The following is a 23,279-nucleotide window of genomic DNA, read 5'->3' on the forward strand; positions in this document are numbered from 1 at the left end:
GGGGTGGAACATGCGAAAACGGGCGCCGGGTCAGGCGCCCTCCGCGGATCAGCCGAAGACGTACTTGACTGCTTCCGAGAAGCCATAGTCAATCACGGTCACCAGGCTGATCATGATGACGACGAAAATAATCACCACAGTGGTGTACGTCGTCAGCTGGTTGCGCGTAGGCCAGACGACCTTGCGCAGTTCAGCGACGATCTGGCGGTAGAACAGCGCGAGCCGGCCCAGCGGGCCCCTCTTTCCGCGCTTCCCGCCCTTGCGGGTCTTCTTGTTGGAGTCCGGAGTCTCGTCCTCGGCATCAGGCATGTCGATGGAGCCTACGGCGTCCGTCACGATCTCTCACCTGATTCCCGGGTCGTGGCCGTGCCGCGCCCGGTGGAGCCGCACGGCGGTGCGTCTGAAATACGTACATGCGCACGCGGCGCGCCACACATCCTGGTGAAAGGTGTGTGTAGCAGGGCCGGAGGGACTTGAACCCCCAACCGCTGGTTTTGGAGACCAGTGCTCTACCAATTGAGCTACGACCCTTTGTGGTTCCCCCCAAACCTACAGCATCCGCGGAGCCGTCCGGCGAGGGCCAACGAGGAGTGAGTGTACGTGCTCCCAGGCCTGACGTCGAACAGATACCGCCGGGGGCCGCCGCCGCACCGCGCGTCCACCCCCGGCGGGAGCACGCATGACCGGATGGCGGCCTGTTGCGTCCGCTCCGCGAAACCTGTGTGTCGGGTGAGTAGGCCGTCTGGAACGATGGCCTCCATGAGCGCTGCAACCCCTCCGACCGAGCGCCGGGTCTCCGCGCGCGTCGGCGCGATCTCCGAGTCCGCGACCCTTGCCGTCGACGCCAAGGCCAAGGCCCTCAAGGCCGCCGGGCGCCCGGTGATCGGCTTCGGCGCCGGTGAACCCGACTTCCCGACTCCCGACTACATCGTCGAGGCCGCGATCGAGGCCTGCCGCAACCCCAAGTACCACCGCTACACCCCGGCCGGCGGGCTGCCGGAGCTGAAGAAGGCCATCGCCGAGAAGACGCTGCGCGACTCCGGCTACGAGGTCGACCCCGCCCAGATCCTGGTGACCAACGGCGGCAAGCAGGCGATCTACGAGGCCTTCGCCGCGATCCTCGACCCGGGCGACGAGGTGATCGTCCCCGCGCCGTACTGGACGACGTACCCGGAGTCGATCCGGCTCGCGGGCGGCGTGCCGGTCGAGGTGGTCGCGGACGAGACGACGGGCTACCGGGTCTCGGTCGAGCAGCTCGAGGCGGCGCGCACGGAGCGGACGAAGGTCGTGCTCTTCGTCTCCCCGTCGAACCCGACCGGCGCGGTCTACAGCCGCGAGGACGCCGAGGCGATCGGCCGCTGGGCCCACGAGCACGGCCTGTGGGTCCTCACAGACGAGATCTACGAGCACCTGGTGTACGGCGACGCGGAGTTCACCTCGCTGCCCGCCCTGGTGCCCGAGCTGCGCGACAAGTGCATCGTCGTGAACGGCGTCGCCAAGACGTACGCCATGACCGGCTGGCGCGTCGGGTGGGTCATCGGCCCGAAGGACGTGGTGAAGGCCGCGACCAACCTCCAGTCGCACGCCACCTCGAACGTGTCGAACGTCGCCCAGGTCGCGGCGCTGGCGGCCGTGTCGGGCAGCCTGGACGCGGTCGCGGAGATGCGCGCCGCCTTCGACCGGCGCCGGCAGACGATCGTGCGGATGCTCAACGAGATCGACGGCGTGGTGTGCCCGGAGCCGGAGGGCGCGTTCTACGCCTACCCGTCGGTCAAGGGGCTGCTGGGCAGGGAGATCCGCGGCAAGCGCCCGCAGACCACGGTCGAGCTGGCGGCGCTGATCCTGGAGGAGGCCGAGGTCGCGGTGGTGCCGGGTGAGGCGTTCGGCACGCCGGGCTATCTGCGGCTGTCGTACGCGCTGGGCGACGAGGACCTGATCGAGGGCGTGTCGCGGATGCAGAAGCTGCTGGCGGAGGCCCGGGCCTGACCACGCGCTGCACGCAAGCGGGCCTCCAGCCGTCGGCTGGAGGCCCGCTTATGCGTTCAGACACGCGCCCGTTCGGTGAACCGGCTGCCTGAGACGGGATCTATGCGGCAAGATCCTGCAGTGACTCCTCCCCCGGAGGGGCTTCTCACTCGTCCGCTCGCGCGGCCTCATGCACGGACAAGCCCTGCCCGGCACCTCACGGCACAGCGCGGAGTCTACCAGTAACGGAGGGTGTATGGAGGCGGTCCGCGACGTCAGCCTGCTGCCCAAAGCCCATCTGCATCTGCACTTCACCGGGTCCATGCGGCCCACGACGCTGCTGGAGCTCGCCGACAAGTACGGCGTCCATCTGCCCGACGCCCTCACCGGCGCCCTCACCGGCGGCCATCCGCCGAAGCTGCGCGCCACCGATGAGCGAGGCTGGTTCCGCTTCCAGCGGCTGTACGACATCGCCCGGTCGTGTCTGCGCTCCCCCGAGGACATCCAGCGGCTGGTGCGCGAGGCCGCCCAGGAGGACGTGCGGGACGGCTCCGGCTGGCTGGAGATCCAGGTCGACCCCACCTCCTACGCGCCGATGCTCGGTGGCCTGATCCCGGCGCTGGAGATCATCCTGGACGCGGTCGAGAGCGCCTCGCGCGAGACCGGTCTCGGCATGCGGGTGCTGATCGCCGCGAACCGGATGAAGCACCCGCTGGACGCCCGTACGCTCGCCCGGCTCGCGGTGCGGTTCGCGGACCGCGGCGTCATCGGCTTCGGTCTCTCCAACGACGAGCGCCGCGGCATGGCGCGCGACTTCGACCGCGCCTTCGCCATCGCCCGCGCCGGCGGCCTGCTCGCCGCCCCGCACGGCGGGGAGCTGACCGGCCCCTCCTCCGTACGGGACTGCCTGGACGATCTCCACGCCGCCCGCATCGGCCACGGCGTCCGCGCAGCCGAGGACCCGCGCCTGCTGCGCAAGCTGGCCGACCGCGGAGTGACCTGCGAAGTGTGCCCCGCCTCCAACGTGGCCCTCGGCGTCTACGAGAAGCCCGAGGACGTCCCGCTGCGCACCCTGTACGACGCGGGCGTCCCGATGGCCCTGGGCGCGGACGACCCCCTGCTCTTCGGCTCCCGCCTGGCAGCCCAGTACGAGATCGCCCGCCGACACCACGCCTTCACGGACGAGGAACTGGCAGACCTGGCCCGCCAGTCGGTCCGAGCCTCCGCGGCCCCGGACGAGAACAAGACGAAGCTCCTCGCCGACATCGACGCCTGGCTGGCGTCATAGCCCACCGCAGGCACGTTCACCGGAGCCCCGGGCCTCGGTCCCCCTGAGCAGCCCCATGGCGCGAACCGGCCACCTGCGAACCGCATGGCGCGGGCCCGAGTCGCCGCGCGAAACCGCCGCGTATGGGGAGGGCGGGGCCGAGTCGCCGCGCGAAACCGCCGCCCGCGCGGCACGCGGAGAGGGCACGGGCCGGAAGCAGCCGCCCGTGCGACACACAGACAAGACGGAGCGCGAACTCGCGCCCACACGGCCCGTGTCGAGACACAGCCCAAACCGCCGCCCGAATCGGCCACGGCGTCCGCGCGGCCGCGCGAAACCGCCACGCACAGAGCGCGAGGCCGAATCGTTGCGCGAAGCCGCCACGCACAGAGCGCGGGCCCGAGTCGCGGCGCGAAGCCGCCACGCACAGAGCGCGGGCCCGAGTCGCGGCGCGAAGCCGCCGCGTATGGGGGGCGGGGCGTCAGCCTCGTGTCGCCGCATACGGGGGGCTGGGGGCGGAGGCCCCGGTTTTCGGGAAGGGGCGGGGTCAGGGAAAGGAACCCGGGCCGGTCAGAGCGTCACGCCCACCGTCACCGGCTCATTGACAAGCGTCACCCCGAACGCCTCCCGCACCCCCGCCACCACCTCCCGCGCAAGCGCCAGCAGGTCCTCCGCGGTCGCCCCGCCGCGGTTGGTGAGCGCGAGCGTGTGCTTGGTGGAGATGCGGGCAGGCCCCTCCCCGTACCCCTTGGGGAAGCCCGCGCGGTCGATCAGCCAGGCCGCGGAGGTCTTGATCCGTCCCTCCCCGTCCGGAAACGCGGGCGGCCCGACATCCGCGCCGAGCCGGTCCCGTACCCGGACGAGAAACGCCTCGAACTCGGCGTCCGTGAGGATCGGGTTGGTGAAGAACGAGCCCGCGGACCACGTGTCGTGGTCGTCCGCGTCGAGGACCATCCCCTTGCCGGCCCGCAGCTTCAGCACGGTGTCGTGGGCGTCGGCCACGGCCACCCGGTCGCCGGGTTCGACGCCGAGGGCGCGGGCGGTCTCGGCGTACCGGAGGGGAGCGGACAGACCGCCCGCGTCCTCCAACTGGAGGCGGACGCGCAGCACCACATAGCGGCCGGGGTCGGCCTTGAATCGGCTGTGGCGGTAGGAGAAGTCGCAGTCGGCGTTGGGGACGACCACGGTCTCCTCGGCCCGGCGGTCGTATGCGACGACCTCGGTGATGACGCCGGAGACCTCCTGGCCGTACGCGCCGACGTTCTGGATGGGGGTGGCGCCGGCCGACCCGGGGATGCCGGCGAGGCACTCGACGCCGGCGAGCCCCGCCTCGACGGTGCGGGCGACGGCGTCGCTCCAGATCTCGCCCGCGGCGAGCTCCAGCGTCGTCCCGTCGAGCGTGCAGCCCTTGGTGGCGATGCGCAGCGCGGTGCCGTCGAACCCCTTGTCGCCGATGACGAGGTTGCTGCCCCCGCCGATGATCAGCAGCGGCGTGCCGGCGGCGTCCGCCTCCCGTACGACGGCGACGATCTCGTCGTCGGTGACGGCGGTCACCAGCCGTGTGGCCGGCCCGCCGATCCGGAAGGTGGTGAGGGGCGCGAGTGAAGCATCCTGAATCTCCTGCACCCGCCCAAGGGTACGGTCCCGTCCGGAGCCCGCCGGCAGAGGCAGCGGTGGGAGAGCGCCTGTCACCGGCAGAGGCAGCGGTGAAAGCGCCTGCCACCGGCAGAGGCAGCGGTGGGACAGCGCCTGCCACCGGCAGAGGCAGCGGTGGGAGAGCGCCTGTCAGGGGCAGCGCTCCGCCAGCAAGGGGCGAGCGCTCCAGAGCGCCCGCCCCTGACACCGGCCTCTGTGAGGGGCGCGCCGGTCAGGCGAGCCGCACCACCGCGCGCGCCATCCCCAGCACCTTCTGTCCAGCGCTGACGGCGGTCAGATCCACCCGTACCCGCTTGTCGTCGAGCAGGGCCGCAACCTTGCCGCTGACCTCGATCGACGCACCCTTGTCGTCGTTCGGCACGACGACCGGCCTGGTGAAGCGAACGCCGTACTCGACGACCGCGCCCGGGTCCCCCGCCCAGTCCGTCACCACGCGGGCGGCCTCGGCCATGGTGAACATGCCGTGGGCGATGACGTCGGGCAGCCCGACCTCGGTGGCGAACTTCTCATTCCAGTGGATCGGGTTGAAGTCGCCGGACGCTCCCGCGTAGCGGACCAGCGTGTCGCGTGTCACGGGGAAGGTCTGCGCCGGCAGTTCGAAGCCGACCTGGACCTCGTCGAATGCGATCTTCGCGGCCATCCGCCTCACCCTTCCTCGGCGGCACGCGCCACCAGCTTCGTCCAGGCCGTCACCACGTGCTCGCCGCTCTCGTCATGCACCTCGCCGCGGACGTCGAGGATGTCATTGCCCGCCAGCGACTTGATCGTCTCAATGGTCGAGGTGACGCTGAGCCGGTCTCCCGCCCGTACCGGCCTGGTGTAGGCGAACTTCTGGTCGCCGTGCACCACGCGGCTGTAGTCCAGGCCCAGTTGGGGGTCCTGAATGACCTGCTCCGCCGCTTTGAATGTGATCGCGAAAGCGAAAGTCGGCGGAGCGATCACATCGGGGTGGCCGAGCGCTTTCGCGGCCTCCCGGTCCGTGTACGCGGGATTCGCGTCGCCCACGGCCTCGGCGAACTCGCGGATCTTTTCCCGGCCGACCTCATACGGCGCGGTGGGCGGATAGCTACGCCCCACGAAGGACTGGTCGAGCGCCATAGGGCTGGCTCCCTCCTGGTATGTGCTTGGGGGTGGAACGACACGAGGCCGCCCCCAGCTGGGGGCGGCCTCGTGTACGAGCCTGGAATCAGCGCGTCTCGCGGTGCGCGGTGTGCGAGTTGCAGCGCGGGCAGTGCTTCTTCATCTCAAGACGGTCCGGGTTGTTGCGCCGGTTCTTCTTGGTGATGTAGTTCCGCTCCTTGCACTCCACGCAGGCCAGCGTGATCTTCGGGCGGACGTCGGTGGCAGCCACGTGAGTGCTCCTTGACGGACGGATGGTCGGAAATTGAACGCATAAAAGAGTAGCCGATCGGAGGACCGACCCCACAATCGGCTACTGTGTGTAGCGGTGACCGGACTTGAACCGGTGACACAGCGATTATGAGCCGCTTGCTCTACCGACTGAGCTACACCGCTGCGATGCAAGATCCCCTCGCCCGGAGGGCGAGGACGATCCAACACCAGAGCCCCAATACGGAATCGAACCGTAGACCTTCTCCTTACCATGGAGACGCTCTGCCGACTGAGCTATTGGGGCGAGCGATGAAGACATTACACGGTCAGTCGCCGTTCGCCCAAATCCGATTCCCGCCCTGTACCCCTCCCGCCACGTAGGCCACTCGTGGCTCCACCGGTACGACTATTGCGCTCCTCCTCGATGCGCGCCCCGAGCGCCCCTAGGCTCGACTCACGCAGCGTGATCCTGCGCCTCCCGCGACGGTCACGCCCGCCCGCCCCCGCAGGAGCGCGATGCCCGACAGTCAGCCGCAGCCCCCCGACGGCGCCACCGCGGACACCACAGCGCTGCTGCTGTACGGCGCGCGACTGACGGACGGCCGCACCGTCGACGTACGGCTCAGCGGCGGACGCATCGAGGCCGTGGGCACCGCGGGCAGCCTGACCCCGGCCCCGCGCTGCACCCGGGTGGACCTGAACGGCTACCTGCTGCTGCCCGCCCCCGCGGAACCGCACGCCCACGGCGACACGGCCCTCACCGCCGACACCCCGGGCCCGGTGTCGTACGCCGTGGAGGACGTGCAGCGGCGCGCCACCGAGGCCGCCCTGCTCCAGCTCGGCCACGGTGCGACGGCGCTGCGCTCACACGTGCGCATCGGGGACGTACAGGGTCTGGGGCCGATGGAGGCCGTTCTGCAGGCCAGGCGCTCACTGCGCGGACTCGCCGAACTGACCGCCGTCGCCGTCCCCCGGCTGCTGACCGGGATCGCGGGCGCGGACGGGCTGGCGATGCTGCGGGACTCTGTGAAGATGGGCGCCGCGGTCGTCGGCGGCTGCCCGGACGCCGACCCCGACCCGTCGGGGTTCACCGAAGCGGTGCTCGAGGTCGCCGCCGAGCATGGCTGCCCGGTCGACCTGCACACCCACGGCGAGGACCCGGCCCGGCTCGCCCGACTGGCGGCGATGGCCGGCGGGCTGCGGCCCGGAGTGACGATCGGGCCGTGCGCGGGGCTGGCGCGGCTGCCCAGGGAAGTCGCGTCGCGGGCCGCCGACCAGCTCGCCGCGGCCGGAGTCGCGGTGGTCTGTCTGCCGCAGGGCGGCTGCGCGGGGGTGGAACAGCGCGGCACCCCGCCGGTGCGGCTGCTGCGGGCGGCGGGCGTGCGGGTGGCCGCGGGCAGCGGGGCGCTGCGGGATGTGACGAACCCTGTGGGCCGTGGGGACCCGCTGGAGGCTGCCTATCTGCTGGCGTCGCAGAACGGGCTGCGCGCCCCTGAGGCGTACGCCGCCGCGGCCGGGGCGGCGCGGGAGGCGATGGGGCTGCCCGAGGTACGGGTGGAGGCGGGCTTCCCGGCGGAGCTGCTGGCCGTGCGCGGTGAGCGGATCGCGGGTGTGCTCTCGCTCGCGTACAGCAGGATCGTCGTCCACCGGGGGCGGGTCGTGGCGAGGACCAGCGCGGTGCGCGAGTACTGCGACTCGGCCGCCGCCGTGGCGCTCGAACTGCCCCGGCAGGGCCGCCCCGATCCGGCCCCCTGAACACCGCCCCCGCACCGCTCCCCGCCCCTTCAGCACCCTTTTCCTACTGCTTCCTGCGGCTTGCTGCTGCTTCCGGAGACTTCCTGCGGCTCTGCTGAGCGAGGCGCGCGCCGCGGACGTACGGTCGTAACCATGCGCATTGTCATCGCTGGAGGACACGGTCAGATCGCGCTCCGCCTCGAGCGGCTGCTCTCGAAGAGCGGACATGAGGTCGCGGGCATCATCCGCAAACCCGAGCAGGCCGCCGATCTGCGCGCCGTCGGCGCCGAACCGGTCGTCCTGGACCTGGAATCCGCCTCCGTCGACGCCGTCGCGGACGTGCTGCGCGGCGCGGACGCCGCCGTCTTCGCCGCTGGCGCGGGACCCGCGAGCGGGGTCGCCCGCAAGGAGACCGTGGACCGCGCCGCCGCCGTCCTCCTCGCGGACGCCGCGGAAGCGGCAGGCGTCCGCCGCTATCTGATCATCTCGGCGATGGCCGCCGACGCACAGCGCGAGGGGGACGGCGAGTTCGACGCCTATCTGCGGGCGAAGGGCGCCGCGGACGACGCTGTGCGCTCCCGGTCCGGACTCGACTGGACGGTCCTGCGCCCCGGCATCCTGACCAACGACGCCGGCACCGGCCTCGTAGAGCTGAAGGCCTCCACGGGCCGTGCCCCGGTCCCCCGCGACGATGTGGCGGCGGTCCTCGCAGAGCTGCTGGAGACCCCGGCCACCGCGGGTCTGACCCTGGAACTGATCAGCGGTTCGGTCCCGGTGCCGGTCGCCGTGAAGGACATCGCCGGCAACTGACACAAGCCCGTGGGCTACCGGGAGAAGTACATGCTGGGAGTGTAGATCACAGCAGAACGGCCCCTGTTATCAGCAGAGATGCCGATAACAGGGGCCGTTCTTTGGCGTGGCGGCGCCAGGATTCGAACCTGGGTAGGCTAAGCCGACGGATTTACAGTCCGCTCCCATTGGCCACTCGGGCACACCGCCATGGGATGTCGCCGAGAGAGACCCCGCTGTGGGCGGTGCCCCCTGGCAACGACGTAAACGATACCCGATGCACAGGGGTGCTTCGCCACCGGATTGATCAGCGGTCCGCGTGGGTCCGGGTGGCTAGGCTGGGCCGCAGCCGGCCGGGGCTTTCCGGCGGCGTCTCCACGCACCCCTATACAAGGAGCCACAGGACATGGCCGACTCCAGTTTCGACATCGTCTCGAAGGTCGAGCGGCAGGAGGTCGACAACGCGCTCAACCAGGCGTCGAAGGAGATCTCTCAGCGCTACGACTTCAAGGGCACCAACGCCTCGATCTCGTGGTCCGGCGAGAAGATCCTGATGCAGGCGAGCGGCGAGGAGCGGGTCAAGGCCATCCTGGACATCTTCCAGTCCAAGCTGGTCAAGCGCGGCATCTCGCTGAAGGCGCTGGACACCGGCGAGCCGCAACTGTCCGGCAAGGAGCACAAGCTGTTCGCCTCGATCAAGGAGGGCATCTCCCAGGAGAACGCCAAGAAGGTCGCGAAGATCATCCGTGACGAGGGCCCGAAGGGCGTCAAGGCGCAGGTGCAGGGCGATGAGCTGCGGGTCACCTCCAAGAGCCGCGACGATCTGCAGACCGTGATCGCGCTGCTGAAGCAGCAGGACTTTGACTTCGCGCTGCAGTTCGTGAACTACCGCTGAGCCGTGCGGGCCGGCGTCCAGGCCTGCCCCCGCTGGGCGGGCAGGCTCGACGTCGAAAACCCGCCAGCCTGTGGACCCTCGCAGGGCGCAGACTCGGAGAGGAGCAGGGGGCGGGGCCTGGCCTCGCCCGAGACGGGCCTCGACGGGAAGGGTGACGGGGAAGGTGACGGCCATGACGGTCTACGCGTGGGTGGACGGCCCGCTGGGCGAGATGCTGCTGGTCGGCGAGGAGACGGCGGACGGTCGTACGGCGCTGGCGTCGCTCTCCCTGCCGGGGCAGAAGGGCGCCGTGGCCGTCCAGGACGGCTGGCGGTGTGCGCCGAGCGCCTTCGAGGAGATCGCCGCCCAGCTGCGGGCGTACTTCGAGGGAACGCTGACCCGTTTCGACATCGCGTACGCGTGCGGCGGAACGGACTTCCAGCGGCGGGTATGGCAGGTGCTGGACGGGATCCCCTACGGCCAGACCGTCACCTATGGCGAGGTCGCCGACCGTGTGGGGGCGTCGGGCGCGGGCGTGCGGGCGGTGGGCACGGCGATCGGGCGCAATCCCCTCCTGGTGGTGCGGCCGTGCCACCGGGTGGTCGGAGCGGACGGGGCGCTGCGGGGATACGCGGCCGGACTGGAACGCAAGCAGCGGCTGCTGACGCTCGAGGGCGCGCTCGCCGTATGAGCGGGGCGCTCTTCCCCCGGGAGCGGGCGGTCGTCGCCCCGGGGGCGGTGCATGTACCGGGGTGGCTCGCCCCGGCCCGTCGGCGTGAGCTGGTCGAGGCCTGCCGGGTCTGGGCCCGCGGCCCGGCGCCGATCCGGCACACGGTGCTCCCCGGCGGGGGCGTGATGTCGGTGCAGACGGTGTGCGTGGGCTGGCACTGGCTGCCGTATCGCTATGTGCGCACCGCCGACGACGTGAACGGCGCGCGCGTCGCGGACTTCCCCGACTGGCTGGTCCGGCTGGGGCGGGAGGCCCTGTCCGCCGCCTACGGGGAGGAAGGACCGTGTCCGCCGGCGGCCTACTCCCCCGACGTCGCGCTGATCAATTTCTATGACGGGTCGGCTCGCATGGGGATGCATCAGGACAAGGAGGAGCGCTCCGGTGCTCCGGTCGTCTCGCTGAGCATCGGCGACTCCTGTGTCTTCCGCTTCGGCAACACCGAGACCCGGGGACGGCCTTACACGGATGTGGAGCTGGCCTCCGGCGACCTCTTCGTCTTCGGCGGCCCGTCCCGCTTCGCGTACCACGGCGTGCCGAGGGTGCTTTCGGGGACGGCCGACCTGGAGTCGGGGATGAGCTCCGGGCGGCTGAACATCACACTGCGGGAGACCGGGCTGTCCTGAGCCGTCGCCGTGGAGCCGCCGACGTCACCTCGAGCGTGAGTGGCCGAACAGGAGACGGTAGCCGATCAGCAGGACGAGCGAGCCGCCGATGGCCGCCGCCCAGGTCGCGCCGTCGTAGAACTCGTTGGCGATCGGCCGGTCCAGAAAGCGCGCCGAGATCCAGCCGCCGATGAACGCTCCGGCCACTCCGATGAGAGTGGTCCCGATCAGCCCGCCCGGGTCGCGGCCCGGGAGCAGGAACTTGGCTATGGCCCCGGCGAGCAGCCCCAGGACGATCCAGCTGATGATGCTCATGCCGTGAACCTGCCTTTCATGGTGTGTTGCGGTGTTTCCGCGGTGCGGTGTTGCCGTGGTTGCCGCGGCTGCCCTGCAAGACGCAGGGGCAGACGTCGGCGGTTGCGGTGATCAGTATGGTGCGTCCCATGAGTCAGGAACTGCGCCGCTCGCTCGGGGTCTTCGACGCGGTCGTGATCGGGCTGGGGTCGATGGTCGGCGCAGGCATCTTCGCCGCGCTGGGGCCGGCTGCCCGGTCCGCCGGTTCCGGGCTGCTGCTCGGGCTGGGGGTGGCGGCCGCCGTCGCGTACTGCAATGCGATGTCCTCGGCACGGCTGGCCGCCCGCTATCCGGCGTCGGGCGGCACCTATGTGTACGGACGGGAGCGGCTGGGCCCCTTCTGGGGATATCTGGCGGGGTGGGCGTTCATCGTCGGCAAGACGGCGTCGTGTGCTGCCATGGCTCTGACGGTGGGCGACTATGTGTGGCCCGGGCAGGCGCATGCGGTGGCAGTCGCGGCCGTGGTCGCGCTGACTGCCGTGAACTACGGGGGCGTTCAGAAGTCGGCGGGGCTGACTCGGGTGATCGTGGCGGTGGTGCTGGCGGTTCTCGCTGCGGTCGTGACGGTCTCCCTGGGGTCGGGGTCGGCTTCCGGTGCGGTGGACTTCGACCGGCTGGACGTCGGGGCGGACGCCTCGGCCGGCGGTGTGCTGCAGGCGGCGGGGCTGTTGTTCTTCGCCTTCGCGGGGTACGCCCGGATCGCCACACTGGGCGAGGAGGTACGGGATCCGGCCCGTACCATTCCGCGCGCCGTGCCGCTGGCGCTGGGCATCGCGTTGGCGGTCTACGCGGCGGTCGCCGTCGCGGTCCTTTCCGTGCTGGGCGCCGGGGATCTCGGGCGGGCCGCGGCGCCGCTGGTGGAGGCGGTGCGCGCCGCCGACGCCGGGTGGATGACGCCCGTGGTGCGGACGGGGGCCGCCGTGGCCGCGCTGGGATCGTTGCTGGCTCTGATCCTCGGCGTCTCGCGGACGACGCTGGCCATGGCGCGGGACGGGCATCTTCCGCGTCCGCTGGCCGCCGTGCACCCGCGCTTTCAGGTGCCGCACCGGGCGGAGTTGGCCGTGGGGGCCGTCGTCGCCGTGGCGGCGGCGACGGCGGACCTGCGCGGGGCGATCGGCTTCTCCTCCTTCGGAGTGCTGGCGTACTACGCGATCGCCAATGTGTCGGCGTGGACGCTGGGTTCCCGGCCGGTGCGGACGACGGCGGCGTTCGGGCTGGTCGGCTGTCTGGTGCTGGCGTTCGCGCTTCCGCCCGCCTCCGTGGCCGCCGGCGCCGCGGTGGTGGCGGCGGGCGCGGCGCTGTATGCCCTGCGGTCCCGCCGCGCTACTGACCGGTGACCGTCCGAGGCGCCCGCAGCCGGGCACCGGAGGCGGCGCAGCCCGCCGAGGCCACAGCCGGACACCGGCTGCCGGTACGCCGGACGAGAACAGCCGGACGGGAGCGACCCTGACGGGAACAGCTGGACGGAGCGGCCCCGACGGGAACAGCCCCGACGGAAGCGGCCATGACGGGAGCGGCCCGGCGGCCGCAGGTCATATGCGGGAGCGGAACTCCTCCCACGGTTTGAGGCCGTCGTCGCTCTCCGCGTCCGCGTCCTGCTCCGTCTCCCCGCCCTCTTCGCTGTGCCAGGCCGTGCCGTCGAGCCAGGCCGTGAGCCACTCGGCGAAGCTCGGGGCGTCGACATACCAGGCGTGGTCGGCCTCGCCGGCGTTCGGCTCGAAGAGCAGGACCATGGCCTCCTGACTGCGGCAGTCGACGCAGGCGAGCATGCCGCATCCCCAGTCGACGACCGGCACCACGCCCTCGGGCCAGGGCCAGTCCGGCTCCTTGAGCGCCGCCTCGCGCTGCGAGGCATACCGTGCGGCGATCGATTCGAGCGGCAGCAGACCGTATCCGGGGCCGAACCCGCCGTCCGCTATGCGCATATGGAGGGCGGTCAGCGCCGACGGCAGAGCGAAGCCCAGCGCGGCTTCCGCGTCCGCCACGGCGGAGGGGTCCGCGAGCGGCGGGAGCGGGTACTCGTGCTGCCAGTCGGAGGTGCGCGCGGCCGCGGCGGCCCGGTTGAGCAACTGCTCGGTCTCGGTCATGTGTTCATGGTGGACCACGGCACTGACAATCGAGCACCGGGCACGCGAGGCGCGGTCGGCTAACGGGTCGCGAAAGGCTGGTCCGTGGGCACGATTTCCTTGCCGAACGGCATGAGCGAGACCGGCAGCAGCTTGAAGTTGGCGATGCCCAGCGGGATTCCGATGATCGTCAGGCACAGCAGCAGCCCGGTGACGATATGGCCGAGGGCCAGCCACCAGCCGGCGAGGACCAGCCAGAGCACATTTCCGATGCAGGAGGGCGCGCCCGCATCGCTCCGGTCGACGACCATATAGCCGAACGGCCACAAGGTGTGGACGCCGATGCGGAATGCGGCCAGGCCGAAGGGGATGCCGATGATCGTGATGCAGAGGATGATCCCGGCGGCGAGGTAACCCAGGAACAGCCAGAAGCCGCTCAGGACCAGCCAGATGACGTTCAGGATTGTCTTCATGGGCGACGACCTGCCATCTGCTCGAGTCGGGTGATGCGCTCCGCCATCGGCGGATGCGTCGAGAACATGCGTGAGAGCCCCTGTCCGGGCCGGAACGGGTTGGCGATCATCAGATGGCTGGCGGTCTCCAGCCGGGGCTCGGGCGGCAGCGGAAGCTGCTTGGCGCCTGCCTCCAGTTTGCGCAGCGCGCTGGCCAGCGCAAGCGGGTCGCCGGTCAGCTGGGCGCCCGAGGCATCGGCCTCGTACTCCCGCGAGCGGCTGACGGCGAGTTGGATCACGGAGGCCGCCAGCGGACCCAGAATCATTATCAGCAGTATGCCGATCAGTCCCGGCCCCTCGTCGTCGTCCGAGCGGCCGATGGGGATCAGCCAGGCGAAGTTGGCCAGGAACATCACCACCGTGGCGAGGGCGCCGGCGACGGAGGAGATCAGGATGTCGCGGTTGTAGACATGGCTCAGCTCATGGCCGATGACCCCGCGCAGCTCACGCTCGTCGAGGATCCGCAGGATGCCCTCGGTGCAGCAGACGGCCGCGTTGCGGGGGTTGCGCCCGGTGGCGAAGGCGTTGGGGGCCTGCGTCGGGGAGATATAGAGGCGGGGCATGGGCTGGCGGGCCGCGGTCGAGAGCTCGCGCACCAGCCGGTAGAGCGCGGGGGCTTCGAACTCGCTGACGGGCCGGGCACGCATGGCGCGCAGCGCCAGCTTGTCGCTGTTCCAGTAGGCGTACGCGTTGGTGCCGAGCGCCACCACGAGGGCGACGATCAGCCCCGTGCGGCCGAAGAAGCTGCCGATGAGGAGGATGAGCGCCGACATCCCCCCGAGGAGGACGGCGGTCTTCAGCCCATTGTGCCGGCGGTGCACGGTACGCCCTCCAGGTGGTGCGGCAGGGGAACCCTTCGCGTGGTGGTGCTCCACTCATCAGTGGACCCTTCTGTTCTGGTCAACGCCAGGCGAGGGGCACTGGTTCCCTTGCATCTCGGCACCCGGGCTGGGCCGATCGGGTGGCGGTCCGCCGCGTGCTAGAAGAGGGTGTCCGCGGCGAACCGCAGCACAAGCTGGGGGTAGCCGGACAGGATGACGCCGCCTGCGGCGGTCAGCGCGAGGGCGACCGTGAGAGGCGCCGGCACAGCGGCCGCCCCTACGGCGGCGCCGCCGGCCTCCGCTCCCGCTGCTTCCACTTCCGCTCCCCCGGCGGCCTCCGGCTCTTCCGCTCCGCGGAAGAGGACGGCGGTCCACTGGAGGTAGTAGTAGAGGGCGATCACCACATTGACGCCCATGACGACGGCCAGCCAGCCCAGGCCCGCGTCGACGGCCGAGGAGAAGACGGTCACCTTGGCGAAGAGGCCGATGATCCCCGGGGGCAGTCCGGCCAGGCAGAGCAGGAAGAAGCCCATTGCCAGGGCGGTCAGCGGGCGGGCGGCGTACAGCCCCCGGTAGTCGGAGATCCGGTTGAGCGGGTGCGTGCGGGCCACGAGTGCGGCGACAGCGAAGGCGCCGAGGTTCACCACCGCGTACATCAGGGCGTAGGCGACGGTGGCGCCGATCTGGACGTCGCTGGTGTAGGCGGCGGCCGCGATGGGCACCAGGAGGTACCCGGCCTGTCCGACCGAGGACCAGGCCAGCAGTCTCACGGCGCTGAAGGAGCGGTCGGCCCGCTGCCGCAGCGCGGCGACATTGCCCGCGGTCATGGTGAGCGCGGCGAGCACCGCCATCGCCGGGCCCCAGACGTCGGCGTAGGCGGGGAAGGCGATGACGGTCACCAGGATGAGGCCGGAGAAGCCGACGGCCTTTCCGACGACCGAGAGGTAGGCGGCGACGGGCAGCGGCGCGCCCACATAGGTGTCGGGCACCCAGAAGTGGAAGGGCACGGCGGCCGTCTTGAAGGCGAAGCCGACGAGCGTGAGGGCGATGCCCGCCTTGGCGAGGGTGCCGAGCTGTCCGGGGACGTCGTCCAGTTCGACGGCGATCTGCGTCAGATGGAGCGAGCCGGTCGCCGCGTACACAAAGCTGACGCCGAGCAGCGTCACGGCGGTCGCGGTCACCGAGGACAGGAAGAACTTCAGCGCCGACTCGCTGGAGAGCCGGTCGCCGCGCTTGAGGCCGACGAGGGCGAAGGCGGGCAGGGAGGCGACTTCCAGGGCCACGACCAGGGTGGCGAGGTCACGGGAGGCGGGCAGCAGGGCCGCGCCGGCCGCGGAGGAGAGCAGCAGGAACCAGAACTCGCCCGCCGGCAGCCTGTCGCGTGTCTCGTGCAGCGAGAGCAGCGCGGTCAGCAGCGCGCCGCCGAGGACGAGGAACTGGATGGCCAGCGCGAAGTGGTCGGCGGTGTAGCTGCAGGCGTCGGCGGCCGCGGTGAGGCAGAAGGTCTCGCGGTCTCCCGCGCGCAGTGGCGCGAGGGAGAGGATCGCGGCGGCCAGGCCGGTGACTGCCATGGCTCCCAGGAGCCATCTGCGCCGCTCGGAGACGAAGAGGTCGGCCACCAGCACGAGCAGTCCGACGGCGGCCGTGATGGTCGGCGGCGCGATGGCGAGCCAGTCGACGGACTGGACGAGGCTGGTGACGCTGTCGGCTGCTGCGGTCACGACTGGCCTCCTGCGAGGAGCTGCTGCACGGCCGGGTCGGTGAGGCCGAGCAGGACGGCGGGCCACAGGCCGGCGAGGACGGTGAGGGCGACGAGCGGGGTCCAGGCGGCGAATTCGTACGCCTGGACGTCCGCCAGCGGCTCGGCGTCGGGCCGCGGCACGCCCATGCACACCCGGCGTACGACGACGAGGAGGTAGGCGGCGGTGAGCAGGGTGCCGAAGCCGGCGACCGCGAGGAAGGTGAGGTACGCGGGGCGGCTGAGGCCTTCGGCGGGTTCGAAGGCGCCGAACATGGCGAGCATCTCGCCCCAGAAGCCGGCCAGGCCTGGCAGGCCGAGGGAGGCGACGGCGGCGAAGGCGAGCAGTCCGCCGAGGCGGGGCGCACGGCCGTAGAGCGCGGCGCCGGCGACCCCGGCGAGGGTGTCCAGGTCGGCTGTGCCGTAGCGGTCTTTCAGCGCCCCGACGAGGAAGAAGAGCAGGCCCGTGATGAGTCCGTGGGCGATGTTGGCGAAGAGCGCGCCGTTGACTCCGGTCGGGGTCATGGTGGCGATGCCGAGCAGCACGAAGCCCATGTGGCCCACGGATGAGTAGGCGATCAGCCGCTTGAGGTCGCCGCCCGTGCCCTTCCTGGCCAGGGCGAGGCAGGCGAGGGAGCCGTAGACGATGCCGGCGACGGCGAACCCGCCGAGGTAGGGGGCGAAGGTCTGCATGCCGTCGGGGGCGATGGGCAGGACGATGCGGACGAAACCGTACGTTCCCATCTTCAGCAGCACTCCGGCGAGGAGTACGGAGCCGANCGTTCCCATCTTCAGCAGCACTCCGGCGAGGAGTACGGAGCCGACGGTCGGCGCCGCGGTGTGCGCGTCGGGCAGCCAGGTGTGCAGCGGCCACATCGGGGTCTTCACCGCAAGCCCGAGACCGATGGCGAGTACGGCGATGACCTGCACGGACGCGGTCATGCCCCGGCCGTTGTCAGTGGCGAGTGCCACCATGTCGAAGGTGCCGGTCTGCAGCCCGATGAGCAGCAGGCCGAGCAGCATGACGACGGAGCCGAGCAGTGTGTAGAGGATGAACTTCCAGGCGGCGGCCCGCCTGCCCTCGCCGCCCCAGCGGGCGATGAGGAAGTACATCGGGATGAGCACCATCTCGAACGCGAGGAAGAACAGCAGCAGATCGAGGACGGCGAAGGTCGCGAGCGTGCCGGACTCGAGGACGAGCAGCAGTGCGACGAAGGCCTTCGGGGACGGGCCCGAGGGCATCTTGAAGTAGCTGTACAGCGCGCTGAGGAAGGTCAGCAGCGCGCTCAGGACCAGAAGGGGGAGGGAGATGCCGTCGACGCCGAGGTGGATGCGCACATCGAGTGCGCTGATCCAGCTGATGTCCGTCGTGGCCTGCATCCTCGACGGCTGGTCGTGGTCGAAGCCGAGTGCCAGGACGAGCGCGGCGGCCAGGATCGCGCCGGTCACCGTCACGCCGTGGCGCAGGACGGCCTGCTCCGGGCTCTTGCCGCGCAGTCCGGGGGGCGCGGGCAGCAGTGCGGCCGCGGCGCCGAGGAGCGGGCCGACGACGATGAACGCGAGAAGGAACTGCATCACGGACTCGCTGATATCGATCACGGCTCAGGACCCCGCGTTGACGTTGGACAGGACGACGGCGGCGAGCGCCAGGACGACGGAGCCGGCGAGCAGCACGCTCAGATAGGTCTGCACATTGCCGGTCTGGGCACGGCGGACCGCGGCGCCCAGCCAGCGCGCTCCGGTGCCGGAGCCGTTCACATAGGTGTCGACGACCTCACGGTCGAGGAAGGCGACCAGCTTCGCCGCCGCCCGGACGGGGCGTACGAAGAGCGTGGAGTAGACGGCGTCGATGTGGAAGCCGACGGCCGCGTGGCGGTGCAGCCGGCCGAGGAGGACCCGGCCGGGGTCGGCCGGGTCGGCGGCGGCCGCGACATTGCCGTAGAGCGGGGTGTGGGCGGCGATGGCCTCGGCCTCCGCGGCGGCGGGTGACTCGTCGGGGTGGGCGGTGGCGGTGTCCATGGGGATGGGGGCGGTGGCCGCCTTGTAGCGCAGGGAGCGCCAGGCGGCGTAGGTGATCAGTCCGCCGGCCACGGCGATGCCGGTGCCGAGTACGGCGGTGGTGACGGTCGGGGCGAGGCTGTGGCCGTCGAACCAGCCGGCGATCGCGCCGACGGTCAGGCCCAAGCCGAGGGAGGGGACGGCCAGGAGCCAGAGCACGCCGTTCATGACGAGGGGCTCCCTTGCGTGGTCGGGGGCTTGGACGCCCCTGCCGTGGAAGGCGAGCAGCCACAGTCGGGTGGCGTATGCGGCGGTGAGGAGTGCGGTGAGCAGTCCGGCGACCAGCACGGTCCAGCCCGCGGCGGTGGGTGCGAGGTCGGTGTCGCCGAACGCCGTGTGTTCGGCGGCCACGAGGACGGCTTCCTTGGAGAAGAAGCCGGCGAAGGGAGGAATGGCGGCGAGCGCGAGGAGGGCGACGGTCATCGTCCAGTACGCGTCGGGGACGCGCTTGGCGAGGCCGGTCATCCGGGACATCGCGGCCAGCGAGTTGGTGCCGGCGGCGTGGATGACGACGCCGGCGGCGAGGAAGAGCAGGGCCTTGAAGGCTCCGTGGGACAGGAGGTGGAAGACGGCGGCGCCGCGGTCGCCCACGGCCAGGGCGCCGGTCATATAGCCGAGCTGGCCGATGGTCGAGTAGGCGAGGACGCGCTTGATGTCGTCCTGGGCGAGGGCTGCGAGCGCCGAGCCGACCATCGTGACCGCGGCCATCACGGCGAGGACGACGAGGGCCGCGGCGGAGGCGGTGAACACCGGAAGGAGCCGGGCGATGAAGTAGACGCCGGCGGCGACCATGGTCGCGGCGTGGATCAGCGCGGAGACGGGGGTGGGGCCCGCCATCGCGTCGGGGAGCCAGGTGTGCAGCGGGAACTGCGCCGACTTGCCGGCCACCCCCGCGAGGAGCAGCAGCGCGATCAGGGTGGGGTGGTCGAGGGACCCGGTGGCGACGGCGCCGAGCACTCCGGTGATGCGGAAGGTGCCGGCGTCGGCGGCCAGCGCGAACAGGCCGATCAGGAAGGGCACGTCGCCGAGCTTGGTGACGAGGAAGGCCTTGAGGGAGGCGGCGCGGGCCTCGGGCGTCTCCCAGTAGTGGCCGACCAGGAAGTACGAGCAGATGCCCATGATCTCCCAGCCGACCAGCAGCACCATCAGATCGCCCGAGTAGACGACGAGGAGCATCGCGGAGGTGAACAGGGACACCAGCGCCGCGTAGGAGGGATAGCGCGGGTCGTCGCGGAGATAGCCCGTGGAGTACAGCTGGACGCAGGTGGCGACGACCCCGACCAGGACGGCGACGAGGACGGCGAAGCCGTCGAGGTACAGGGCGAGGTCGATGGGGACCGAGCCGGTGGGTGTGAGCTGGGTGGCCGCGTCGATCGGGGCGCCGCCGCCCTGGCGGACGGCGACGGCGACGGCGAGCGCGGCCGCGCCGAGGGTCGGCAGGACGGCGAGCGGGCGGACGAAGCCCGGGGCGGTCCTGCCCAGGAGGAGTCCGGCCGCGGCGCCGAGGAAGGGAAGGAGGGGGACGAGTACGGCGAGGGTGGTCGTGGTCACGCGGCGGCCTCGGCCTTCTGCGCCCCAGCGGCGGGTGCGGGGCCGGTTCCGGGGCTGTCGCCTCGGCCCTCGGCCGTGTCCCGGAGCTTGTCGACGTCGGAGGTTCCGCGGTTGCGGTACACCATCAGGACGATCGCCAGGCCGATGCCGATCTCGGCTGCCGCGATGGCGATGGTGAAGAGGGTCAGCGCCTGGCCCGCGTGCAGGGTGTCGCGGAGCCAGACGTCGAAGGCCACGAGGTTGAGGTTGACGGCGTTGAGCATCAGCTCGACGGACATCAGCACGAGGATGGCGTTGCGGCGGGCGAGCACGCCGTACAGCCCGGTGCAGAAGAGGAGGACGGCCAGCACGGCGGGATAGACGAGGTGCATCAGCGCTTCCCCTCGGGGTCCTTGGCGTTCCTGCGGGACAGGACGATCGCACCGACGAGGGCGGCCAGCAGCAGCACGGACAGCGCCTCGAAGGGCAGCACCCAGTGCCGGAAGATGATCTCGCCGGACACTCTGGTGGACCCTTGGGCCGGTCCGTCCAGGTCGATCCAGGTCGTGCGGAACGCGTCGACGACCACCCAGACCAGGGCGGCCGCCGCGGCGACGGCGACGGCGAGGGCGGCCCAGCGGTTGCCGGAGTCGGCGTCCGGTGAGCGGCCGATGGGGGCCTTGGTGAGCATCAGCCCGAAGAGAAGGAGGACAACGACGGAACCGACGTAGATCAGTACCTGTACCCAGGCGATGAACTCCGCGGTCAGCAGCAGGTACTCGACGGCGATGCCGCCGAGGGCCACGACCAGCCAGAGGGCGGCGTGCACCAGCTGCTTGGAGGTGACCGTGACGACGGCCGCGCCGAAAGTGGCGAGGCCGACGAGGAGGAAGGCTATCTCGACGCCGGTCGGGGAGAGGAAGCCCTGCTCCCCGGTCGCGGCGACGGGCGCGTGGGCCAGCGCGGCGGCAAGCGTCATGCGTCTCCTCCCTCGGCGGGAGGCCGCCCGGCCTGCTCCTGCGCGGCGGCGAGCTTCTCTGCGGCCTTGCGGGCTGCGGCGACCTCCTTGGGTTCCTCGGCCTTCGGGTCGAGGGCGGGCGGCGCGGGCACCGTCCACATCCACTCGCGGAGCTTGTCGCGCTCATGGGTGAGCTCGCGGATGTCCGTCTCCGCGTACTCGAACTCCGGCGACCAGAACAGCGCGTCGAAAGGACACACCTCGATGCAGATGCCGCAGTACATGCACAGGGCGAAGTCGATCGCGAAGCGGTCCAGCACATTGCGGCTGCGCTCGCGGCCGCCGGGGGCCGCCGGGGGGACGGTCTCCTTGTGGGAGTCGATGTAGATGCACCAGTCGGGGCACTCGCGGGCGCACAGCATGCAGACCGTGCAGTTCTCCTCGAACAGGCCGATCACACCGCGGGTACGGGGCGGCAGTGCGGGCTGGGCGTCCGGGTAGTGCGCCGTGTGGGACTTCCGCGTCATCGTGCGGAGGGTGACGGCGAGGCCCTTGGCCAGGCCGCTGCCGGGGATGCGGGAACGCGGCTGCTGGGCCGACGGGGTCGGCCGGGGGGAAGCGGTCACGACTGGATCACCACCTTCACGACGCCGGTGAGGGCGATCTGGGCGAGGGCGAGCGGGACGAGGGTCGTCCAGGCGAGCTTCTGCAGCTGGTCCTCGCGCATCCGCGGATAGCTCACCCGCAGCCAGATGACGATGAAAGCGAGCACGGCGGTCTTGAGCAGGGTCCACACCCAGCCCAGGCCGTCGGCTCCGAACGGGCCGTGCCAGCCTCCGAGGAACAGAACGGCAGTCAGTCCGCACAGGATGACGATGCCCGCGTACTCGGCGAGGAGGAAGAGCGCGAAACGCAGCCCGGTGTACTCGGTGTAGGCGCCGAAGATGATCTCGGAGTCGGCGACCGGCATGTCGAACGGCGGGCGCTGGAGTTCGGCGAGGCCCGCGACGAAGAACACCAGAGCGCCGACGATCTGCCAGGGCAGCCACCACCACTCGAAGGCATCCAGGATGCCGACCAGCGAGACCGTGCCCGCCGCCATGGCCACGGAGGCGGCGGCGAGCAGCATCGGCAGCTCATACGCGAGCAGCTGGGCGGCGGTGCGCAGACCGCCGAGAAGGGAGAACTTGTTCGCCGAGGCCCAGCCCGCCATGAGCGAACCGAGCACCCCGACGCCCATCACTGCGAGGACGAAGAAGATGCCCGCGTCGATGACCTGGCCGACCGCTCCCTCGCCGGGTCCGATCGGGATCGCGACAAGCACGAGGAGATACGGCAGCAGCGCGACGGCGGGAGCGAGCTGGAAGATACGGCGGTCGGCGCCCGCCGGGACCACGTCCTCTTTCTGCGCGAACTTCACGCCGTCCGCGACGAGCTGCGCCCAGCCGTGGAAGCCGCCGGCGTACATGGGGCCCACCCGGCCCTGCATATGGGCCATCACCTTGTGTTCGGTCTGCCCGATGAGCAGGGGGAACACCAGGAACACGGCGAAGACGACGAGCAGCCGGAGGGCGACGTCGAGAGCGTCGTTCACGCGGGGTCGCCTCCGGCGGTCTCGTCCGGCCGGCTGTCGGACCCGTCGGCGGGCCCGGTCGTCGGCCGGGGGTCAGGAGTGGTGTCGGGCGCCTTCGCCCCGGGGGACTCGCCGGCCCCGGGCCGGGCGGTCGCCGCCTTGTCAGGGGCGTCTGCCTCGTCGGGGGCGTGTGCCTTGTCGGGAGCTTCGGCCTTGTCAGGAGCGTCGGCCTCGTCGGGGGCGTGTGCCTTGTCGGGAGCTTCGGCCTTGTCGGGGGCGTCGGCCTTGTCAGGAGCGTCGGCCGCCGGCTCGTCCGAGGCGTCCGGCTCGTCCGAGGCGGGACCTTCGGCGGATGTCTCGTCGAAGGCGGGGCGCGCATGGTGCCAGGGCGCGTCGGAGCTCCGGGTGCGCGCGGGCACGGCCGGGGCAGCCGGGGCGCCTGGAGCCTCGCCCCCGGACGCCTGCGCATCGCGGGCGGCCCTCGGCTCAGCGGGCTGCGCCTCAGGTGCCCCTGCCTCGGCCGGCTGCGGCTCGGCCGGCTGCGGCTCATGCGCCGGGCGCTGGGAGGCGGAGCCTTCCGAGGCGCTGCGCGCCCGCCGGGGCGCGGCGGCAGGGGTGGCGGAGGCTGCGGACGGTTCGCGCTGCGTGGCCGAGCCCTCGCTCACGCTGCGGGCGCGGCGCGCCGGCGCTGCCGGAGCGTCGGGGGTCTGGCCGGCCGAG

Annotated in this window: 24 protein-coding genes, 4 tRNA genes and 1 pseudogene; 8 read left to right on the top strand and 21 right to left on the bottom strand. The window is 71.3% G+C overall.

The features are described 5' to 3' along the window. Positions 1 to 48: 48 nt before the first annotated feature. Positions 49 to 336, bottom strand: coding sequence for a preprotein translocase subunit SecE (gene secE, locus QCN29_RS12455; protein ID WP_240135371.1), 288 nt, complete (start codon positions 334 to 336; stop codon positions 49 to 51). A 122-nt stretch (positions 337 to 458) separates the two neighbouring features. After that, positions 459 to 531: transfer RNA gene (locus QCN29_RS12460), tRNA-Trp, on the bottom strand. Between the two features lie 228 nt (positions 532 to 759). On the opposite strand from QCN29_RS12460, the gene QCN29_RS12465 reads away from it, so the two are divergent. Further along, the gene (locus QCN29_RS12465; protein ID WP_279927923.1) at positions 760 to 1,986 is read left to right on the top strand and encodes a pyridoxal phosphate-dependent aminotransferase; all 1,227 of its coding nucleotides are present in this window, start codon (positions 760 to 762) and stop codon (positions 1,984 to 1,986) included. Between the two features lie 235 nt (positions 1,987 to 2,221). Beyond that, positions 2,222 to 3,253, top strand: coding sequence for an adenosine deaminase (locus tag QCN29_RS12470; RefSeq protein WP_279927924.1), 1,032 nt, complete (start codon positions 2,222 to 2,224; stop codon positions 3,251 to 3,253). 549 nt (positions 3,254 to 3,802) lie between these two features. Here QCN29_RS12470 and QCN29_RS12475 read toward each other — a convergent pair. From QCN29_RS12475 to QCN29_RS12500, 6 genes are all read right to left on the bottom strand, one after another. Beyond that, positions 3,803 to 4,858 (bottom strand): UDP-N-acetylmuramate dehydrogenase, encoded by a 1,056-nt coding sequence (locus QCN29_RS12475; RefSeq protein ID WP_279927926.1) that lies wholly within the window; start codon positions 4,856 to 4,858, stop codon positions 3,803 to 3,805. Positions 4,859 to 5,099: 241 nt separating this feature from the next. Next, positions 5,100 to 5,528 (bottom strand): MaoC family dehydratase, encoded by a 429-nt coding sequence (locus tag QCN29_RS12480; RefSeq protein ID WP_279927927.1) that lies wholly within the window; start codon positions 5,526 to 5,528, stop codon positions 5,100 to 5,102. A gap of 5 nt (positions 5,529 to 5,533) precedes the next feature. Continuing rightward, on the bottom strand, positions 5,534 to 5,986 hold the full coding sequence (locus QCN29_RS12485; protein ID WP_240135376.1) for a MaoC family dehydratase N-terminal domain-containing protein: 453 nt from the start codon (positions 5,984 to 5,986) through the stop codon (positions 5,534 to 5,536). An 88-nt stretch (positions 5,987 to 6,074) separates the two neighbouring features. After that, positions 6,075 to 6,239 (bottom strand): 50S ribosomal protein L33, encoded by a 165-nt coding sequence (gene rpmG, locus QCN29_RS12490; protein WP_003956487.1) that lies wholly within the window; start codon positions 6,237 to 6,239, stop codon positions 6,075 to 6,077. A 91-nt stretch (positions 6,240 to 6,330) separates the two neighbouring features. Beyond that, positions 6,331 to 6,403: transfer RNA gene (locus tag QCN29_RS12495), tRNA-Met, on the bottom strand. A 48-nt stretch (positions 6,404 to 6,451) separates the two neighbouring features. Further along, positions 6,452 to 6,524, bottom strand: a tRNA-Thr gene (locus QCN29_RS12500). Positions 6,525 to 6,736: 212 nt separating this feature from the next. Between QCN29_RS12500 and QCN29_RS12505 the strand changes: the two genes are divergently transcribed. Further along, positions 6,737 to 7,975, top strand: a complete 1,239-nt coding sequence (locus QCN29_RS12505) for an amidohydrolase family protein (protein ID WP_279927928.1) — start codon at positions 6,737 to 6,739, stop codon at positions 7,973 to 7,975. 132 nt (positions 7,976 to 8,107) lie between these two features. Continuing rightward, positions 8,108 to 8,764 carry an NAD(P)H-binding protein gene (locus QCN29_RS12510; RefSeq protein ID WP_279927929.1) on the top strand — a complete coding sequence of 219 codons (657 nt, stop codon included), beginning with the start codon at positions 8,108 to 8,110 and terminating at the stop codon, positions 8,762 to 8,764. Between the two features lie 107 nt (positions 8,765 to 8,871). Here the strand turns inward: QCN29_RS12510 and QCN29_RS12515 are convergent. Then, positions 8,872 to 8,953, bottom strand: a tRNA-Tyr gene (locus QCN29_RS12515). Positions 8,954 to 9,149: 196 nt separating this feature from the next. Here QCN29_RS12515 and QCN29_RS12520 point away from each other — a divergent pair. The 3 genes from QCN29_RS12520 to QCN29_RS12530 all read left to right on the top strand — a co-directional run bounded on the left by QCN29_RS12520 (position 9,150) and on the right by QCN29_RS12530 (position 10,970). Beyond that, a complete protein-coding gene (locus QCN29_RS12520) occupies positions 9,150 to 9,638 on the top strand; it encodes a YajQ family cyclic di-GMP-binding protein (RefSeq protein ID WP_240135386.1) in 489 nt (162 codons plus the stop codon). A 172-nt stretch (positions 9,639 to 9,810) separates the two neighbouring features. Then, the gene (locus QCN29_RS12525; RefSeq protein ID WP_279927930.1) at positions 9,811 to 10,308 is read left to right on the top strand and encodes a methylated-DNA--[protein]-cysteine S-methyltransferase; all 498 of its coding nucleotides are present in this window, start codon (positions 9,811 to 9,813) and stop codon (positions 10,306 to 10,308) included. Beyond that, complete coding sequence (locus tag QCN29_RS12530; RefSeq protein ID WP_279927931.1) at positions 10,305 to 10,970, top strand: alpha-ketoglutarate-dependent dioxygenase AlkB family protein; 666 nt, start codon at positions 10,305 to 10,307, stop codon at positions 10,968 to 10,970. Before QCN29_RS12525 ends, QCN29_RS12530 begins: the two co-directional genes overlap by 4 nt. A 24-nt stretch (positions 10,971 to 10,994) precedes the next feature. Here QCN29_RS12530 and QCN29_RS12535 read toward each other — a convergent pair whose 3' ends face one another. After that, on the bottom strand, positions 10,995 to 11,264 hold the full coding sequence (locus tag QCN29_RS12535; protein WP_240135389.1) for a GlsB/YeaQ/YmgE family stress response membrane protein: 270 nt from the start codon (positions 11,262 to 11,264) through the stop codon (positions 10,995 to 10,997). 128 nt (positions 11,265 to 11,392) lie between these two features. Here QCN29_RS12535 and QCN29_RS12540 point away from each other — a divergent pair, with 128 nt between their 5' ends. After that, positions 11,393 to 12,640, top strand: a complete 1,248-nt coding sequence (locus tag QCN29_RS12540) for an APC family permease (protein WP_279927932.1) — start codon at positions 11,393 to 11,395, stop codon at positions 12,638 to 12,640. Between the two features lie 195 nt (positions 12,641 to 12,835). Here the strand turns inward: QCN29_RS12540 and QCN29_RS12545 are convergent, their stop codons facing one another. The 11 genes and pseudogenes from QCN29_RS12545 to QCN29_RS12595 form a co-directional block, all read right to left on the bottom strand. Continuing rightward, positions 12,836 to 13,390, bottom strand: a complete 555-nt coding sequence (locus QCN29_RS12545; protein WP_279927933.1) for an SMI1/KNR4 family protein — start codon at positions 13,388 to 13,390, stop codon at positions 12,836 to 12,838. Between the two features lie 59 nt (positions 13,391 to 13,449). Then, positions 13,450 to 13,842, bottom strand: a complete 393-nt coding sequence (locus tag QCN29_RS12550; protein WP_240135392.1) for a YccF domain-containing protein — start codon at positions 13,840 to 13,842, stop codon at positions 13,450 to 13,452. Further along, positions 13,839 to 14,702, bottom strand: a complete 864-nt coding sequence (htpX, locus tag QCN29_RS12555) for a zinc metalloprotease HtpX (protein WP_279927934.1) — start codon at positions 14,700 to 14,702, stop codon at positions 13,839 to 13,841. The genes QCN29_RS12550 and htpX overlap by 4 nt, the downstream gene beginning before the upstream one ends. 158 nt (positions 14,703 to 14,860) lie before the next feature. Then, positions 14,861 to 16,423 (bottom strand): NADH-quinone oxidoreductase subunit N, encoded by a 1,563-nt coding sequence (locus QCN29_RS12560; protein ID WP_279927935.1) that lies wholly within the window; start codon positions 16,421 to 16,423, stop codon positions 14,861 to 14,863. Then, positions 16,420 to 18,015 carry a complex I subunit 4 family protein gene (locus QCN29_RS12565; RefSeq protein ID WP_279927944.1) on the bottom strand — a complete coding sequence of 532 codons (1,596 nt, stop codon included), beginning with the start codon at positions 18,013 to 18,015 and terminating at the stop codon, positions 16,420 to 16,422. The genes QCN29_RS12560 and QCN29_RS12565 overlap by 4 nt, the downstream gene beginning before the upstream one ends. Positions 18,016 to 18,042: 27 nt before the next feature. Beyond that, entirely contained in the window at positions 18,043 to 20,049 is a 2,007-nt protein-coding gene (locus tag QCN29_RS12570) for an NADH-quinone oxidoreductase subunit 5 family protein (protein ID WP_279927936.1), read from the bottom strand. Next, positions 20,046 to 20,420, bottom strand: a complete 375-nt coding sequence (nuoK, locus tag QCN29_RS12575; protein ID WP_279927937.1) for an NADH-quinone oxidoreductase subunit NuoK — start codon at positions 20,418 to 20,420, stop codon at positions 20,046 to 20,048. The genes QCN29_RS12570 and nuoK overlap by 4 nt, the downstream gene beginning before the upstream one ends. After that, positions 20,420 to 21,007, bottom strand: coding sequence for an NADH-quinone oxidoreductase subunit J family protein (locus tag QCN29_RS12580; RefSeq protein WP_240135397.1), 588 nt, complete (start codon positions 21,005 to 21,007; stop codon positions 20,420 to 20,422). Before QCN29_RS12580 ends, nuoK begins: the two co-directional genes overlap by 1 nt. Then, the gene (locus tag QCN29_RS12585) at positions 21,004 to 21,513 is read right to left on the bottom strand and encodes a 4Fe-4S binding protein (protein WP_279927945.1); all 510 of its coding nucleotides are present in this window, start codon (positions 21,511 to 21,513) and stop codon (positions 21,004 to 21,006) included. Before QCN29_RS12585 ends, QCN29_RS12580 begins: the two co-directional genes overlap by 4 nt. 95 nt (positions 21,514 to 21,608) lie before the next feature. Continuing rightward, positions 21,609 to 22,580 carry a complex I subunit 1/NuoH family protein gene (locus QCN29_RS12590; protein ID WP_240135398.1) on the bottom strand — a complete coding sequence of 324 codons (972 nt, stop codon included), beginning with the start codon at positions 22,578 to 22,580 and terminating at the stop codon, positions 21,609 to 21,611. Then, a pseudogene (locus QCN29_RS12595) lies at positions 22,577 to 23,279 on the bottom strand (hypothetical protein); the annotation flags it as partial. The pseudogene QCN29_RS12595 and the gene QCN29_RS12590, both read right to left, overlap by 4 nt.

This window comes from Streptomyces chengmaiensis, from assembly GCF_029846775.1.
Classification (GTDB): domain Bacteria; phylum Actinomycetota; class Actinomycetes; order Streptomycetales; family Streptomycetaceae; genus Streptomyces; species Streptomyces chengmaiensis.